At 70.8% G+C, this 12,151-nt stretch carries 10 protein-coding genes and 1 pseudogene; all 11 read right to left on the bottom strand.

Annotated elements, in window-relative coordinates:
• Nucleotides 1–295 (bottom strand): annotated as a pseudogene (locus RDU12_RS05990) (type II secretion system protein GspK); the annotation flags it as partial.
• On the bottom strand, nucleotides 295–885 hold the full coding sequence (gene gspJ / locus RDU12_RS05995; RefSeq protein WP_308684264.1) for a type II secretion system minor pseudopilin GspJ: 591 nt from the start codon (nucleotides 883–885) through the stop codon (nucleotides 295–297). The gene gspJ and the pseudogene RDU12_RS05990, both read right to left, overlap by 1 nt.
• Nucleotides 882–1,247, bottom strand: a complete 366-nt coding sequence (gene gspI, locus RDU12_RS06000; RefSeq protein ID WP_300291880.1) for a type II secretion system minor pseudopilin GspI — start codon at nucleotides 1,245–1,247, stop codon at nucleotides 882–884. The genes gspJ and gspI overlap by 4 nt, the downstream gene beginning before the upstream one ends.
• Nucleotides 1,240–1,686 carry a GspH/FimT family pseudopilin gene (locus RDU12_RS06005; protein ID WP_300291879.1) on the bottom strand — a complete coding sequence of 149 codons (447 nt, stop codon included), beginning with the start codon at nucleotides 1,684–1,686 and terminating at the stop codon, nucleotides 1,240–1,242. Before RDU12_RS06005 ends, gspI begins: the two co-directional genes overlap by 8 nt.
• A 34-nt stretch (nucleotides 1,687–1,720) precedes the next feature.
• Nucleotides 1,721–2,170 carry a type II secretion system major pseudopilin GspG gene (gene gspG / locus RDU12_RS06010; protein WP_300291878.1) on the bottom strand — a complete coding sequence of 150 codons (450 nt, stop codon included), beginning with the start codon at nucleotides 2,168–2,170 and terminating at the stop codon, nucleotides 1,721–1,723.
• Between the two features lie 14 nt (nucleotides 2,171–2,184).
• Nucleotides 2,185–3,402 carry a type II secretion system inner membrane protein GspF gene (gene gspF, locus RDU12_RS06015; RefSeq protein WP_300291876.1) on the bottom strand — a complete coding sequence of 406 codons (1,218 nt, stop codon included), beginning with the start codon at nucleotides 3,400–3,402 and terminating at the stop codon, nucleotides 2,185–2,187.
• A complete protein-coding gene (gene gspE / locus RDU12_RS06020; protein WP_300291874.1) occupies nucleotides 3,402–4,916 on the bottom strand; it encodes a type II secretion system ATPase GspE in 1,515 nt (504 codons plus the stop codon). Before gspE ends, gspF begins: the two co-directional genes overlap by 1 nt.
• Nucleotides 4,917–4,923: 7 nt before the next feature.
• Nucleotides 4,924–7,005, bottom strand: coding sequence for a type II secretion system secretin GspD (gene gspD, locus RDU12_RS06025; protein ID WP_308684266.1), 2,082 nt, complete (start codon nucleotides 7,003–7,005; stop codon nucleotides 4,924–4,926).
• Nucleotides 7,002–7,841, bottom strand: coding sequence for a type II secretion system protein N (locus RDU12_RS06030; protein WP_300290902.1), 840 nt, complete (start codon nucleotides 7,839–7,841; stop codon nucleotides 7,002–7,004). The genes gspD and RDU12_RS06030 overlap by 4 nt, the downstream gene beginning before the upstream one ends.
• Before the next feature lie 192 nt (nucleotides 7,842–8,033).
• A complete protein-coding gene (locus RDU12_RS06035) occupies nucleotides 8,034–10,685 on the bottom strand; it encodes a TonB-dependent receptor domain-containing protein (protein WP_300290904.1) in 2,652 nt (883 codons plus the stop codon).
• Between the two features lie 79 nt (nucleotides 10,686–10,764).
• A partial coding sequence (locus RDU12_RS06040; protein ID WP_308684267.1) for a hypothetical protein occupies nucleotides 10,765–12,151 on the bottom strand: 1,387 nt, incomplete at its 5' end.

Below are 12,151 nucleotides of genomic sequence, written 5' to 3' on the forward strand. Positions count from 1 at the left end.
CGCTGGCCCGTATGGCGGCCAGTCCGGTCGTCGGCTCAACGCCCGGAGCAAGGGCCGCCAGCGTTTCCGCCACCGTGGGACCGGCCGCCAGCAGGCGCGCGACCTGCCGTCGGGCCAGGGCCTCGGCGCCCGAGGCGTACCACTGGGCCTGGGCCTGTGTTTCGGCGTTGGTCGCCCGGCGCACCGAGAAGCGCACGTCGTCCAGCACCGCCACGGCGACCACCGACATCACCGCCACCAGCAGCAGCACGGTCAGCAGGGCCATGCCCTCGCGATTGTCGGATCCCGGCCGCATCAGCCGCCGCCCACGAGGAACAGCTGTTCGACCGGGCCATAGCCGTCCAGCGTCATCCGCAGCCGCACCGCGTCCGGCAGGGGCCGTTCGGCGGTGACGATATAGGCCGGCGCCTCCTGCCCGTCCTTGACGAAGGCCACGGTCAGGTCGCGGACGCCGCGATACAGCACCTGCGGCGGCCCCGGCCGGGCGCCGTCCAGGTGGGTGGCGACGCGGCGCTCCAGCCGGTCCTCGACGAGGCGGTATTCAACGCGTTGCAGCGACGGCCGCGGCTGTTCGCCGGGATTGCTCCAGCCCGCCCGCGTCAGCACCAGAACCGGCTCGCCGGCAGCGGCCGGACCGCTCATCGGCTGGGGCATGGGGCGACCCGTGGGCCCGCGCGAGCGGCGGCCGCTGGCCTGGCCGAGATCGGCCTTCAGCAGGCTGCGCATCCGCTGCAGGTCGCCGGTGCGGTCGGTCGCCGCCTTGATGGCGAAACGGTTGTCGATCGACAGGCTCAGAACCGCCGCCCCCGCCGCCGCGATCAGGGCGAAGAGCAGCAGCGAGACCAGCACCTCGACCAGGGTGAAGCCCGAACGGGAACCGGTCATGGCTGGCCCCGGAACAGGACGCGGTCGGCCGCCTGGCCTTCCTCGGTGGCCACCGCGATGTCGATGCGAACCATGCCCGCCTCGACGCCCTGAACCGAGCGGGTCCAGCGCCACTGACGACCGGCCAGCGGAACCACGCCCGAGGTCTGGCCCTCGGCGATGTCCGGCGCGATCATGGCCTCGACGGCGAGGTTCTCGGCGACGAGGCCGCCGAGGGTGCGGGTCTCGACCCGTGTCGCCGAGCGGGTGTTCTCGCCCGACAGGTTGAGCAGCGCCATGGCGGCGAGGCTGAACACGGCCAAGGCGACGAGAAGCTCGATCAGGGTGAAGCCGGCTCTCGGAGATGCGGGACGCTCAGCCATCGAGGGTCACCTCGCCGGCTCCGTCGATCTCGACGCGGGCGGTCCGGCCGTCGCGGCTCAGGGTCAAGGTCGCGGGCTCGGCGACGCCGGTCGGGTCGAACACCACCCGGACCGGTTCGGCGGGCGAAACCGTCAGGCCGTCGCTCCACGTCTCGGGCCCGAACGGCCCGTCCGGGAGGGGCGCCCATTCCGCCCCGTCGAAGACCGAGAAGCCGTAGCCCGCCGCCGTCGTCTCGACCGCCACGGGTCGGTTGGTCAGCACCGCCTCCTCGCGCGCCCGGCTCAGGCGGGCGGCGAAACGCTCGGCGTCTTCCGCGACCGACGGTCGGGGATCGGGCACGGACAGCACGACGGCGCCCGCCGCCAGCCCGATGATGGCGACCGTCATCAGCAGCTCCACCAGGGTGAAGCCGGCGCGGCGGGCCCGGCGCGCGCTCAAGCAGCGAGCGACCGTGTCGCGAGCGGTAGCGCCCCTAAGACTGCCAGTTGCCGAGGTCGGCGTCATTGCCCTCGCCCCCTTCGCGACCGTCGGCTCCGAGGGAGAAGACGTCGAACTGGCCGCCGTGCGCACTGGGGCGGCGGTACTGGTAGGGATTGCCCCACGGGTCCTCGGGCAGGCGACGGACATAGCCGCCCTGGCGGTAGCGTTCGGGCCGGGCGAGGCCGGCGGGCGGGGCGACCAGGGCCTGGAGGTCGTCGGGGAAGGTCAGGTTGTCGAGGCGGTAGGTCTCGATGGCCTGCTCCAACACGGAGATGTCGGCCTGGGCCTTGCCGACCATGGCCCGGTCCTGGCTGGGCAGGACGTTGATGGCGACCACGGTGGCCAGCAGGCCGATGATGACGATGACCACCATCAGTTCGACAAGGGTGAAGCCGGAGCGCTTGCGGCGGGCTTCGGCGGTCTTGCGGTCTTGTTCAGTCACGACGCTCACTTTCCTCACCCCATGGCCAGGGTGTTGATCTGAAGGATGGGCAGCAGGATCGACAGGACGATCATCGCCACAACGCCGCCCATGACGACGATGATGGCGGGCTCGAGCAGGCTCAGCATCACGGCGGTGAAGGTCGAGAATTCGCGTTCCAGATAGTCGGCGGCGCGCTCCAGCATCGGCTCCAGCCGCCCGCTGCTCTCGCCGGAGGCGGTCATGTGGACGAGGATCGGCGGGAAGACATCGGCGCGGCGCATGGCGGCGGACAGGCCGCCGCCCTCGCGCACGGCGTCGGCCATGGCCTCGGTCGCCAGCCGCAGGCGGCGGTTGGAGACGGTGCGGCCGGTGATGGTCAGGCCTTCGAGCACCGGCAGGCCCGCCGCGATCATGGTCGACAGCGTCCGCGCCATCTTCGCCCCGTGCAGGTCGCGGATCAGCCGGCCGACCAGCGGCAGACGCAGCAGGGCCGTATCGGCCTGCAACCGGAAGGCCGGGTTCCTCAGCGCCACGGCGCCGGCCAGCACCGCCAGCGCCAGCAACAGGGCGGCCAGCCAGCCCCAGTCGCGCATCAGGTCGGAGACGCCGATCACCAGCCGCGTCAGCAGCGGCAGGGTCTGGTTCATGCTGTCGAACTGGTCGACCACCTTCGGCACCACGAAGGTCATCAGGGCGCCGATGACGCCCAGCGCCACCACCGCCAGCACGGCTGGATACACCAGGGCGGTGATGACCTTGCCGCGCACCGTCTGGTCGCGCTCCAGTCCGTCGGCGAGGCGTTCGAGGATCGGCTCCAGCGCGCCCGAGGTCTCGCCGGCCGAGACCATGGCGCGGTACAGCGGCGGGAAGGCCTGTCCCTGCAGGGCCATGGCGTCGGACAGCCGCCGACCCTCCATGACGCCGGCGTGAACCCCTTCCAGCACCCGACGCACCGCCGGCCGGTCGGCCTGCAGGGCGATGGTCCGCAGCGCCTCCTCGATCGGGGCGACCGACACCAGCGTCGACAGCTGCCGCGTCGTCAGGGCCAGGGTCTTGGCGTTCAGTTTGCCGCCCTTCGCCGGTTTGAGGCGGTCGCCCTTGCGGACGGCGCCCCGACCGGAGGTGATCTCCAGCGGCATCAGCCGGCGACGCTCCAGCAGGGTGCGGGCGCCCGCCTCGTCGGCCGCGGTCAGAACGCCCGTGAGGGTGCGGCCGCCGGCGTCCACCGCCACATAGTCGAAGGCCGCCATCAGGCCGCCGCCTCGGCCGCGGGCGCGTCATCCTGCAGGGCCCCGACGTCCTGCCGCGTCACCCGCACCGCCTCCTCCACCGAGGTCAGGCCGCTGAGCACGAAGGCGCGGGCCCGCTGGGTCAGGGTGTCCATCCGCTCGAAGGCCACGGCGTTGATGGCCTCTTCATCGGCTTCGGCGGCGATCAGGCGGCGCACGCGATCGTCAACCGGGATGACTTCGTACAGGCCGACCCGACCGACGTAGCCGGTCTGGCGGCAGCGGTCGCAGCCGTGGGCGCGCCACACCGGCTGACCCGCCTTGACCCCGATCAGCCGCGCCGTGGCGCGATCCGCCGGTTCCGAGCGGCGACAGGCCGGGCACAGCCGCCGCACCAGCCGCTGGGCCACGATCAGGCGCAGGGTCGAGGCCAGCAGGAAGGGCTCGACGCCCATGTCCCGCAACCGGGTGATGGCTCCGGCGGCGTCGTTTGTGTGCACCGTCGACAGCACCAGATGCCCGGTCAGCGAGGCCTGGACCGCGATCTGCGCCGTCTCAACGTCGCGGATCTCGCCGACCATGACCACGTCCGGGTCCTGACGCAGAATGGCGCGCAGGCCGGCGGCGAAGGTCATGCCGACCTTGGTGTTCACCTGGGTCTGACCGACGCCGCCGATGGCGTATTCGACCGGGTCCTCGACCGTCAGGATGTTGCGGGTCGAGTCGTTGAGCAGCGACAGGCCGGCGTACAGCGAGGTGGTCTTGCCCGAGCCTGTCGGGCCGGTGACGAGGATGATGCCATTGGGCTCGCGCAGGGCGGCGCGGAAGGCGTCCATGGTCTCGCCGGTCATGCCCAGCTGGTCCAGCTTCAGCTCGGCCTGGTCCTTGTCGAGGATGCGCAGAACGACCCGCTCGCCGGCCCGCGAAGGCAGGGTCGAGACGCGGACGTCGAGGGTCTTGCCGCCCAGGGCCAGCGGGATGCGCCCGTCCTGCGGCACCCGCTTCTCGGCGATGTCGAGCCGGGCCATGACCTTGATGCGGGACACCAGCAGCGGGGTGATGCGCGGGTTCAGCGACAGGGCCTCGCGCAGCACGCCATCGACCCGCATGCGCACCGTCAGGGCGGTCTCGAAGGGCTCGAGGTGGATGTCCGAGGCGCCCGCCCGCACCGCCTCGGCGATGATGCCGTTGATCAGGCGGATGACCGGGGCGTCGTCGGCCGTGTCGAGCAGGTCGGCGGCGGCGGGGATGTCGTCGATCAGACTGCCGAGGCCCGACGGCATGTCCAGATCGCCGCCGTCGGCCGCGTTCAGATGATCGCCGGCGTAGACTTGCGACAGGCGGCGGTCGAAGTCGGCCTGGCTCAGCCGCTCGACGCGCAGCGGCCGGCCCAGCGCCCGGCGGGTCTCGACCAGGGCCGTCGGATCGGCCCCCTCGCGCAGGCCGACCAGGGCGATCTCTCCGGCGTCGAGCAGGATCACGCCATGCCGTTTGGCGAAGCCGTAGGGCAGGGTCGGATTGACGAGGGTGATCATGCCGCTGTCACTCCTGCGGCGCGGGCTGCGCCGGCGGCAGGGGCGAGACCGCGACCTCGCCGACCGGCGCGGCGGCGGCCCAGGCGGGCGCGGCCGGGGCCTGGGTGCGCATGTAGTCGCGCAGCATCTCGTCGAGGCTGGGCTCGACGCCCGGGGCGTTGTTCAGCTGCTGCTGTCGCATATAGCCCCAGCGATCGGCGGCGAGGCTCTGCGCGTCCGCCTGCGACCGGATGATGGTCGGGCGGATGAAGACCATCAGGTTGGTCCGCCCGCGCTGGCGGCTGGTCGAACGGAACAGACCGCCGACCACCGGCAGGTCGCCCAGGCCCGGCACCTTGTCGACCGACATCCGGTCGTTCTGGTCCAGCAGCCCCCCGGCCACGGCGATGTCGCCGTCGTCGACCACCAGCGTCGTCTCCAGCTCGCGCTTGTTCAGCACCAGATCGCTGGCCGAGTTGGAGAGGACGCCGTTGATGCTGGACACCTCCTGACGCAGGAACAGGGTGATCGAGCCGCCGGCGTTGATCTGGGGCCGGACGATCAGCTTGACACCGATGTCCTGGCGCTGGGTCGTGCGGAAAGGGTTGGAGTTGCCGTCCAGCAGGGTCTCGCCGGTGGTGATCGGCACCTCCTGCCCGACGAGGATGGTCGCTTCCTCGTTGTCGAGGGTCATCAGCGACGGCGTCTGCAGCAGGTTGGAGCCGTCGTCGGTCTTGGCGGCGTTGATGATGAAGCCGAACAGGCCGTCGCCGATGCGCCCGCCGCCGCCGCCGATGAAGCCGTTGGCGCCCAGCAGGCTGTTGATGGCGAGGTTCTGCAGCTGCTCGCGCAGGGGATCGTCCTCGTCCAGCTGGCCCGCCCCGGCCCCGCCGGCGATCGGGACCAGCGGCGTGGCGCGGTCGGAATAGTTGGTCAGACCGACCGGATTGCCGTCCTCGCCGGCCAGCAGCCACTGGACGCCAAGTTCGCGCACGGCGTTGTCGGACAGTTCGACGACGATGGCCTCGATCAGCACCTGCTGCCGGCGCTGGTCGAGCTGGCGGATGACCTCCGCCAGCATCCGCTGGGTGTCGGCCGAGCCCGAGATCACCAGGGCGTTGGCGCCGGGGAAGCGGGCGATGGTGGCGCGCTGGCCCGGAACCGGCGCCACCGCGGTCGAGGCGGCGGGCGCGACGTCGGCCTCGGCCCCGCCCCGTCCGATCGCCGGCGTGGCGTTGGCGCTGGCCGCGGTGACCGGCTGGCCAACGATCTGCTGCAGCACGGGCAGCAGCGACTCGGCGTTGGCGTGCTGCAGGAAGATCACCTTGACGTCGTCGGCGGACTCGGCACGGCGATCGAGGTCCTCGATCAGCGGGCGAATCCGCGCCACGGCCGAGGGGTCGCCGCGCAGGACGATCGAGTTCGAGCTCTCGACCGGCGTCACCGACACCATCCCCTGCCCCGGCTGTCCGCCGGGAGGGGCGAGCACCGATTGCAGCACGGCGGCGATCTCGCGCGCCGAGGAGTTCTCCAGCGTCACCACCTCGAAGCCGGTGCGGTCGACGTCGATGCGGCCGATCAGGGCGCGGATGCGCGCCAGGTTGTCGGCGAAGTCGGCGACCACGACGCTGTTGGCGCCGGCGTTGGCCAGCACCTGCCCCTGGGCCCCGACCAGCGGCCGGATGGTCTCGGCGGCCGAGGCGGCGTCGATGTTGCGCAGCTGGAACACCTCGGTGGCGAACCGCTCGGAGCCGACCGTCGCCGGTCCCTGGGCGGCGCCCTGGGCCGGGCTGATGCGATAGGCGCCCGAGCTCGTCGGCGTCACCACCAGACCGTTGGCCCGCAGGGTCGACAGGAAGACCTCGAACAGCTGGGCCCGCGACAGCGGCCGGTCGCTGGTCACCGTCACCGTGCCGGTCACCGCCGGATCGACGATGAAGGTGCGGCCGGTCGAGCGGGCCACGTCCTGGATGAAGGCGCGGATGTCGGCGCCCTGCACGTTCAGGGTCTGGCCCGCCTGGGCCAGTACCGGCGTGGCGGCCAGCGGGCCTTGCAGGGCGATGAGGGTCGCCAGGGCGATGCCGAGGGCGCTGCGGGTGGATCGCTTCAACGGCCTGTCCTTATGGTGGTGGTCTGAACCGCGCCGTCCCGCTCGAAGCGGATTTCGGCGCTGGCGGCGTCGGCCAGCTGGCCGCGCAGGGCGGCGATTCGGTCGGGTCGATCGAGGGCCTGGCCGTTGACCGCGAGAATGACGTCGCCCGGTTGCAGCCCGGCCGCGGCCAGGGTCGGGCTTTCGCCGCGGGAGGAGATGGTGAAGCCGTTGACCTTGAGGCCCTGCATGCGGGGCCGGAGCGCCGCCTCGGCCATCAGTTGGGCGGGATCGACGGAGGCCGTCGCCGGGGCCGGGGTTGGGGTCACGGTCTGCGGGACCGGGGGCGGAGGCGGCGGGGTCGCCGCGCCGACCGGCAACTCGCTGAAGATCAGCCGGCTCAGTGAAGCGCCCCGCGCCAGGACGACATGGTCGGCGCCCACGGACTGGAGAACCAGTCCCGGCTCGATCGTCTCGCCCACGGCGACGGACAGCTGGCGGCCGTCCGCCAGCCCGATGATGGCCGAGCCGCCCCCGGCGCCGTCCGAGCGCAGGCCGAACAGCCGCATCTGGCTGCTGCCGGCGGCGGTGTCCTCGGCGAGGCTGCTCCGGGCGCCGGTGCGGAAGAAGGCGTCGAAGCGCTGGAACACGGCGTAGTCGACGGGCTGGGCCTGGGGCCGGGCGACTGTCGCCGCCGCCGGGATGTCGACCGGCTCGACCGCGATCCAGACCAGCCGGCCCAGCTGCACGATCAGCAGCAGCGCCAGCGTCGCCTCCATGGCGGCGCGGACCCGGTCCGGGCGGGCGGCGAGAGCCTCGCGGGCTCCCGTGCTCCAGTTGCGAAGAACGCCGATCACGATCGCAGGCCCCGACGGGCCCCTACGGCCCGAAAGCGTCCTAGACCAATCGTCCGTGTGCGGGCTTCACGGGGCGATGACGGTGCGGAGAACTTGCCGTGACGGTTAGGGCGGGTGCGGAGCAACTGCCGCATTTCCGTAACCTGGAATCGGAAGGCCGCCGCCTGGAGGCGACGGCCTTCCTCGGTGTCGTCAGAAGCGGGCGGTCAGGCTGACCGTAGCCGAGGACCCGAGATCGTAGTTGTTGATCCGGATCTTGTTCCCGAGCTCCTGGAACTCGTCGTAGTCCGTGCCGAGCAGGTTGCGCAGCTCGAGGGCGACGCCCAGCTCGCGGCCCGCATAATCGAAATCCTTGCGGAAGACGAAGTCGAGGAAGACGCCCGGGTCCTGGACGTAGTCGGGCTCGCGCGCGCCGGCCGCGCCGGCGCCGCGGGCGGTGATCCGCTCGCTGACGTAGTTGACGATGATCGTCGCCTGCGACCGGGCGGTGTCGTCTTCCCAGCCCAGCTGCAGGTTGGCGACGTGATCGGACTGGCCTTGCATCCGGCTGCCGTCGGCGATGAAGAAGGAAGCCTGTTCCGGCGCCCCGCCGCCGCCCTGGGTGAAGACCACGTCGTCGGCGTCGACCTGCACGTCCGAGGTCGACCAGGTGTAGTTGGCCTGCACCAGCCAGCGCTTGTTGGCGATGAAGGACGAGCCGGCGTCGGGCCATTCGAAATATTTCTTTGCCTCGACCTCGGCGCCGTAGACCGTGGCCTTGGGCGCGTTGAGGAAGGACTGCTGGCGCTGGTCGCCGGTCAGCACCACGACCGACTCCACCGGCTTGTCCAGATCCTTGTAGAAGACGCCGGCGGTCAGATACTGCTGCCGGGCGAAATACCACTCGTAGCGGGCGTCGAGGTTGAGGATTTCGGTATCCACCAGGAACGGGTTGCCGGTGAACTCGCGGTCGCTGTCCGGATCGATGTAGGACTGCGGCGCCAGTTCGCGGAACTGCGGCCGGCCGATGGTCTTCGAGGCGCCCAGCCGGAGCTGCTGATCCTCGGCGAAATTCCACGTCGCGGTGCCCGAGGGCAGATAGTACTGCTCCTCCAGTTCGGTCGCCGGGAAGGTCGACATGCCGCCGAACAGATCGCGCGGCGTCACCGTCTGACGGCTGTCCTCGAAGCGGACGCCGAGCGTGGTGCGCAGCAGGGGGATGATCTCGGCGTCGACCTGGGCGTAGACGGCGGCGACCTCGAGCCCGGCCTCATAGGCGCCGGCGCCGTTGGTGCCCGAGACCTGACGCAGCTCGATCGTGGTCGGGTTGATGTTGAAGTCCGAGAACAGGTAGTCGATCCGCGATTCCCGCTGTTCGTCGGTCAGGCCGGTGACCGCGGCCAGCTGCAGATCGCGGCGGGTCGCCTCCCGGGTCGTGTCCGTATAGGCGACGCCGAGGCTGAACACCGCTTCGCGAATGTCGGAGAGCGGCAGGGCGTAGCTGACGTCGGCTCCGCCCGAGACCACGTCCTCGTCCAACTCGCTGAACGAGATCAGGTTGGACGGATTGTGGATGTAGTCGCCGGCGGCGTTGACGCCGTACTGGAAGCGCGACTCATAGGGGGCGTCGCGCGAGGTGCGGGCGAAGGCGGCGCGCCAGTCGAACTCCAGCGCCCCGTCCATGAACAGGTGTTCGCCGGCCAGCTGGCTGGAGAACAGCTGCCGCACGAACCATTCGGTATAGTCGTCGCGCAGGACGGCGCCGCCGGCGCTGAGGTCCGGACCGGCGCTCGTGCGGGCTTCCTTGGTGGTGCTGCGGACGTAGAAATTGGTCCACTTCAGCTCGTGATCCTGATTGGTCAGGGACAGGCCGCCGAGCAGGTTCAGCTGCAGGTCGTTCTGGTTGGACTCGAACGCCTTGCTGGTCACGGGGACCATCACCTCGCCCGAGAACTGCCCTTCTTCCTGGAAGCCGCGACGGGTGCTCCAGTTGTTGCTGTAGCCGGCCACGCCGATGAGGCCGAGCGTGCCGATGCTGCTGTCGCTGGACAGGCCGCCGGCCACGTCGAAGCCGAAATTCACCGGCGTCGTCTCGCGCTGGAGCAGGCGCAGGGGCGCGTTGACCAGCGACTGACCCATCACCTGGAGCTCGTCGGTCGAGAAGTTCGCGCGGTTGATCTGCTGACCCGATCCGAAAGCCAGGGCGATGGTGCCGGGGACGTCGCGCGTGCCGTCGTCAAAACCGGTGAAGTCGGTGCGCGAGCCGTAATAGATCAGGCTCTCTTCGTTGGTGGTCTCGGTGTTGGCGCCGATCGAGGCCGAGAAGTTGAAGAACGGCTCGCGGGGCGCGTCCACCGTCCTCAGATCGATGACGCCGCCGCCGAACTCGCCGGGGAAGTCCGCGGAATAGGACTTCTGGACCGTCACGCTCTCGAGGATGCTGGACGGGAACAGGTCCAGGGGCACGACCCGCTGCAGCGGCTCGGGGCTCGGCAGGGGCGAGCCGTTGAGCAGGGCGGACGAATAGCGCTCGCCGAGGCCGCGGACGTAGATGAATCGTCCCTCGACCACCGTCAGGCCGGTCACCCGGGTCAGGGCGGCGGCGGCGCTGGAGTCGCCGGTGCGCTCCAGGTCCTCGGTCGTCAGGAAGGCTGCGACTTCGGAGCTCTCCCGGTTCGGCTCGGGAATGTAGCGGCCCAGAACGATCACCTCGTCGACCTGGGTTTCCTCAGGTTCCTGGGTCTGGATCGGGGACTGGACGCCTGCGGCCGGCGCGGGCTGGGACTGGGCGGCGGCGACCCCGGGCGCGATCAGCGCGCTGGTGGCCAGCAGGAGCCCGGTGAGGGTCAGGGAAGCGGTCTTCATGATCTGCGCCTTGGAGAGTTTCAACGGACGGGGCGAAAGCCGGCGGCGGCTCGCTCGAGCCGCCGCCGTGCATCCGTCGTCAGCAGGTCGCGCCGGACGTCAGGCCGCAGGTCCAGCCCTGCCACCAGGTGTCGGAGGCGTTCTGGACGGCGCCGATGTAGGTCGTGGCCGTGAAGAACGGATAGACCCCCGGGGCGTTGACCGGCGTGACCGCCGTCTCGTTGGCGCCGTTGATGAAGGTCAGGACCTGGTTGCTCAGGCTCGTGCCCGCGGCCGGAGCGGTCAGGGTCGAGGTCCCGGCTTCGGTGTTGTTCGTGCCGGCGGTGAAGGCCGCCGCCGACAGCACGGCGTTGGCCGGACGGTACGGCAGGTCGCAGGACATGAAGACCGAGTTGAAGGTCACGCCGCTGGTCGCGGTATCGGCGTCGTTGATCGCCATACAGCCGGCCTGGGAGCCCGCCACGCTGGTGAACACCGAGTTGATGATCGTGGCGTCCGTGCCGGTGTCGAAGTGGGCCACGGTGTGGGCGTTGGTCGGCGAGTTGCGGCCGACGAGGGTGAAGTTGGCGATCTTGGGCTGCGACACATAGCGCGAGGCCAGCGGCGTCGAGGCCGGGGCGGATGAGAACTCGAAGCCGGCGCTGCGGCTGGTCGAGTTCGGCGGGCGCTGGGTGACGATGCCGAACTGGGCGCCGCCGCGCCAGCCGGTGTCGGTGTCCATGCCGTCGTCGTCGGCGCCGGTGATGACGAGGTGGCGCAGGTTGACGTTGCCGCCGAAGATTTCGATGCCGTCGTCCGAGCTGTTGTGGATCTGGACGTGATCGACCGTGGTGCCCGAGCCGACGCCGGCCATGGTCAGGCCCTGCAGCTCGTTGCCGGACGAAATCTCGAAGCCGGAGAACTTGATCTGCACATAGCGGATGCGGCCCGAGTTATCGGTCGGGGTGTTGCCGCCGTAGAAGGCGCTGGTGCCCTCGACCGTGCCGGTGCAGGTGACCGGCGCGGTCAGCTGGCAGTTGGCCTGCGGCGCGCGGCCGGCGATGACCAGGCCGCCCCACTGTCCCTGCGAGGTCTCGGTGGTGGTGCCCTCGACATTCTGACGGCTGGTGAAGACGATCGGCTGGGTCGCGGTGCCCTCGGCGAAGATCTGCGAGCCGCGGTTGACGATCAGATAGTCCGAGCCGCCCGAGGCGAAGATGCGCACGCCCGGCTCGACGGTCAGGATGCCCTGGGCGCTGCCCGGGGTCGGAGAGGCCGGGTCGATGCCGCGGTCCGTGCCGACTTCGGTGCGGCCGCTGATGGAATAGATGGTGCCGGCGCGCAGCGGCACCGTCAGGGCGCCGACGATCTGCTGCGGCAGCTGGCAGACGCGCAGGGTGTTGGAGGCGACCAGGCCGACATTGGCGAAACCGCTCGGGCAGTCCGCGGCGGGGGTGCCGGGAGGGGGCGGGGTCGGTCCGCCGCCG

It is taken from the genome of Brevundimonas sp., assembly GCF_031082345.1.
Taxonomy (GTDB): domain Bacteria; phylum Pseudomonadota; class Alphaproteobacteria; order Caulobacterales; family Caulobacteraceae; genus Brevundimonas.

Bases quoted from the DNA above. Each gene is read 5' to 3' on its own strand.
- gspI (WP_300291880.1), bottom strand. From the start codon at position 1,247: ATGGCTGAGCGTCCCGCATCTCCGAGAGCCGGCTTCACCCTGATCGAG.
- RDU12_RS06035 (WP_300290904.1), bottom strand. From the start codon at position 10,685: ATGAAGACCGCTTCCCTGACCCTCACCGGGCTCCTGCTGGCCACCAGC.
- gspF (WP_300291876.1), bottom strand. From the start codon at position 3,402: ATGGCGGCCTTCGACTATGTGGCGGTGGACGCCGGCGGCCGCACCCTC.
- gspE (WP_300291874.1), bottom strand. From the start codon at position 4,916: ATGATCACCCTCGTCAATCCGACCCTGCCCTACGGCTTCGCCAAACGG.
- gspJ (WP_308684264.1), bottom strand. From the start codon at position 885: ATGACCGGTTCCCGTTCGGGCTTCACCCTGGTCGAGGTGCTGGTCTCG.